At 74.4% G+C, this 3,980-nt stretch carries 2 protein-coding genes; both read right to left on the bottom strand.

Features of this window, described 5'->3' with window-relative positions; all coding sequences use genetic code 11:
* A partial coding sequence (locus L2I40_RS20045) for an Rne/Rng family ribonuclease (protein ID WP_237216946.1) occupies positions 1–2,122 on the bottom strand: 2,122 nt, incomplete at its 3' end.
* A 665-nt stretch (positions 2,123–2,787) separates the two neighbouring features.
* On the bottom strand, positions 2,788–3,687 hold the full coding sequence (locus L2I40_RS20040; RefSeq protein WP_237216945.1) for a DMT family transporter: 900 nt from the start codon (positions 3,685–3,687) through the stop codon (positions 2,788–2,790).
* Positions 3,688–3,980 lie beyond the last annotated feature (293 nt).

Here is a 3,980-nt window from a genome sequence, read left to right as displayed (position 1 = left end):
CGCGGCCCTCGCCCTCGGCGCGCGCCGGCCCCGCGGACTCCGCGCCCGCCTCGGCCTCCTCCGCCTCCTCGGGCAGGTCCGGCTCGGGCGCATAGTCCATGCGGAGCGCGGCCGGGCGGTCGGCGACCGCATCCGGGCTCTGCGCGCGCGTGCGCTCGATGCGCAGCGCCGGCGGCACCAGGCTGTCGTCGGGCTGGATGACGATCTGCATGTTGAAGCGCTGCTCGTCCTCCATGAGGCGCTCGCGCTTCTTGTTCAGCAGCCAGAAGGCGACCTGGCTGTGCACATGCACCACGATCTCGGCGGCGCGGCGGCGGCCGCCCTCCTCCTCGATGGCGCGCAGCACCGCCAGCCCGCTGCTCTCCACGCTGCGGACCAGGCCGCGGCCCTGGCAATGCGGGCAGGTGACGAAGCTGTGCTCGACCAGCGAGGGCCGCAGCCGCTGGCGCGACATCTCGAGCAGGCCGAAATGACTGATCCGGCCGACCTGGATCCGCGCGCGGTCCTGCTTCAGCGCCTCCTTCAGGCGGCGCTCCACCATCGCGTCGTGCTTGTTCGACTCCATGTCGATGAAGTCGATGACGATGAGCCCCGCGAGGTCGCGCAGGCGCAGCTGGCGCGCCACCTCGTCGGCGGCCTCCAGGTTGGTGCGCAGCGCCGTGTCCTCGATGTGCCGGTCGCGCGTCGCGCGGCCGGAGTTCACGTCGATGGCGACCAGCGCCTCGGTCTGGTTGATGACGATGTAGCCGCCCGACTTCAGCTGCACCGTCGGGTTGTGCATGGACTCCAGCTGCGCATCGACGCCGTGCTTGGCGAACAGCGGCAGCGGCTCGCGCGACAGCCGGATCTTGCTGGCATGCGAGGGCATCAGCATGCGCATGAATTCGCGCGCGTCGTTGTAGGCGTCCTCGCCCTCGACGATCACCTCGTCCACGTCCTTGCCGTAGGTGTCGCGGATCGAGCGCTTGATGAGGTCGGCTTCTTCGTAGATCAGCGCCGGCGCGGTGGAGGCGAAGGTGCGCTCGCGGATGTTGTCCCAGAGCCGCAGCAGGTATTCGCAGTCCTTCTTGATCTCGGGCTTCGGCCGCTGCGCGCCGGCGGTGCGCACGATCAGGCTCATCCCGTCGGGCAGGCCGAGCTCGTCGATCGCCTCGCGCAGCCGCTTGCGGTCCGCGGCCGAGGTGATCTTGCGCGACACGCCGCCGCCGCGCGGGCTGTTCGGCATCAGCACGCTGAAGCGGCCGGCGAGCGAGATGTAGGTGGTCAGCGCCGCGCCCTTCGTGCCGCGCTCCTCCTTCACCACCTGCACCAGCATGATCTGCCGGCGCTTGATCACCTCCTGGATCTTGTAGTTGCGCATGAACTTCGGCGGGATCCGCCGCTCGCGCACGTCGTCCTCGGTGGTGCCGCCGACCGTCTCGGGCGGCAGCACGGGCTCGGACTCGGCGCCGTTCGACGCCTCGCCGCCCTGGCCGTCGTCGCCGTTCGCGCCCTCGGCCTCCGCCGCGGCGTCCTGGGCGCCGGCCTCGGCCGGCTCGGCCGTGGCGTCGGAGGCGCCGGGAACGTGGTCCTCGCCCTGGGGCGCCTCGGACACGAGGGCCGACGCGGCCTCCGCCGGCGGCTCGGGCGACTGCTCGGGCACGGGGACGCCGTCATGCGGCACGGTCGCCTCGGCCGCCTGGGATTCCACGGTGACGATGCGGGCCTGCGGGTCGGCCTCCGTCGCCTCGCCCTCCGGCGCCTCCGCCGTGGCGGCGGCGAGCGCGTCGTTCAGCGCGGCGTCGTTGGCGCGGGCGGCGTCCTCCGCCTCCTCGCGCTTGCGCTCCTCCTCCGCCTCGGCGCGCTGCATCTCGAGCAGCCGCTGCCGGTCGGCGACCGGGATCTGGTAGTAGTCGGGATGGATCTCGCCGAAGGCCAGGAAGCCGTGGCGGTTGCCGCCGTATTCGACGAAGGCGGCCTGCAGGCTGGGTTCCACCCGCACGACGCGGGCCAGGTAGATGTTGCCCTTCAGGGGCAGGCGGTTGGCGGACTCGATGTCGAAGGCTTCGAGCCGGTTGCCGTCCAGCACCGCCACCCGGGTCTCTTCCGGGTGGGATGCGTCGATCAGCATGCGCTTGGTCATGGAAGCGGGGACTCCGCGCCGCGGCGACGCAATGGCCATCCGCGGCGGCGATGGAGGACGGGGCCCGCGAAGCGGCAGCGCGGCTGGTCTGTCACCAAGCGGCGGGCCCCTTTCTTCGCGGCGGGCCGGCACGAGGCGCGGCCCTGGGTGGGTTCGGTGGACCGGACGGGCGCGACGCGGGCAGGGCCAGGGTCGCGCGCCGCCGGATCCGGCGGATACGCCTCGCGAGGCCCCGAAGCCCTCCGGGCGGCGGCCCCGCATCGCGCCGTGACGGCAGCAGCGGGGCGCCGTTCGCAGGCGCGTGGGCAGGCGGCGGTCGCTCGGGACATGGCTCGGGCCCGGGCGGAAAGGGCCGGGGATCGGGCATGTCGCGTGCGCGCTCCGCGCCGGCAGGGATCGGTCGCGGCACCTGGCGAAGCGCGGGCGTCGGATCGCCCTTGCGGACGAGGTGCCGAACCCATGCCAGGACTGCGGCCGACCCGACCACCACTCGCCGCAGACCGCGGTCGGGGGCGGGGCCGGGCGGCCACGCGAAGCGCGAACTCCTGCCGACGGCGTCGTCGCCGGGGCGCTGCACCATAGGTCTAGCCGCCCGAGGCCACAAGCGCGGTGTCCGGCAGCCTCCCCGGCAGGCCGGCGCCCCGGCGCCGGGCCCTGTCCCCCCATCAGCCGGCAGGCTTGGCCCGCCGCGGCGCCTCGAACAGGGCCAGGGCCAGCACGACGACCAGCGCGCCGGCCCATTGCGCCGGCCGCAGCCCCTGGCCGAGCAGCGCCGCGGCGAGGAGGATGCTGTAGAGCGGCTCGACGCTGCTCAGCACCGTCGCCCGCACGACGCCGATGTGGCGCAGCGCGGCGAAGAAGCCGAGCAGGCCGAACCCGACCCCGAGCCCGGCGGCCAGGATGCCGAGCCAGCCCGCCGCCCCCGCCGGCGGCGCCCAGGCGCCGAGGAGCCCCATCGCAAGCCCGGTCCCGAGCGTGCCGACGCCGGTCGCGTAGAGGTTCACCTGCGTGCTCGTCGCGTGGCGCTGCGCCCGGCCGATGCACAGGATCATGCCGCTGATCGCGACCGCCGAGAGCGCCCCGAGCGCGAGGCCCGTTGGGTCCAGCGCGCCCGCCTCCGGCCCGAGCACCAGCACGAGGCCGGCCAGCACCGCCCCCATCAGCGCCGCCTTCCGCAGGTCGAGCCGCTCCGTTCCCCGCAGATGCGCGACGGTGGCGAGCAGCAGCGGATGGGTGAAGAACAGCAGCACCGCGACGCCGACGGGCACCAGCGCGACCGCGCCCAGGAAGCCGAACACCGCGATGCCCTGCAGCGCGCCGCAGGCGAAGGTCGCCGGCCAGGCGCGGCGATCCAGCCGGAAGCCCTGTCGAAGCAGCAGCACAAGCAGCGCCATCAGCGCCGCCGCGACGGCGCCGCGCAGGGTGACGACCGTCAGCGTCCCGCTGCCATCCTCATAGGCCAGCCGCGCCGCGACCGGGCTGACGGCGAAGGCCAGCGTGGAGCCGATCACCAGGGCGATGCCGAGCCCCGGCCGCCCCGGCGTCGGATCGGGCGCGGCCGCCATCGCTTTTCCCCCTCTGGTCCGGGCGGCACGATGCGGCGCCGGGCAGGCCGGCGGCAAGGCGGGGCGTCGCCCGGGCGGAGCTTCCCACGCGCTCGCAGCAAAGTGTGGCAAGCCACGGAACTGATGTGCTAAATCGCCACCAGCGGTCCGCTCGGGGGGGTGGGCCGCGACCAGGGGGATTCCATCGCCATGCTGCCGCGCCGCGGGCTGGCGAGCCTGTTGCTCGCCTTCGCCGCGCTCCCGCCGCCGAGACCGGCGGCCGCCGCCACCGCCGCGACGCTGGCCGCGGCGGG

It is taken from the genome of Falsiroseomonas oryziterrae (genome assembly GCF_021864505.1).
In the GTDB taxonomy this organism is placed as follows: domain Bacteria; phylum Pseudomonadota; class Alphaproteobacteria; order Acetobacterales; family Acetobacteraceae; genus Falsiroseomonas; species Falsiroseomonas oryziterrae.
Note: the sequence above shows the minus strand (reverse complement) of the source record. Positions and strands in the feature narration are given on the sequence as shown.

Bases quoted from the DNA above. Each gene is read 5' to 3' on its own strand.
- L2I40_RS20040 (WP_237216945.1), bottom strand. From the start codon at position 3,687: ATGGCGGCCGCGCCCGATCCGACGCCGGGGCGGCCGGGGCTCGGCATC.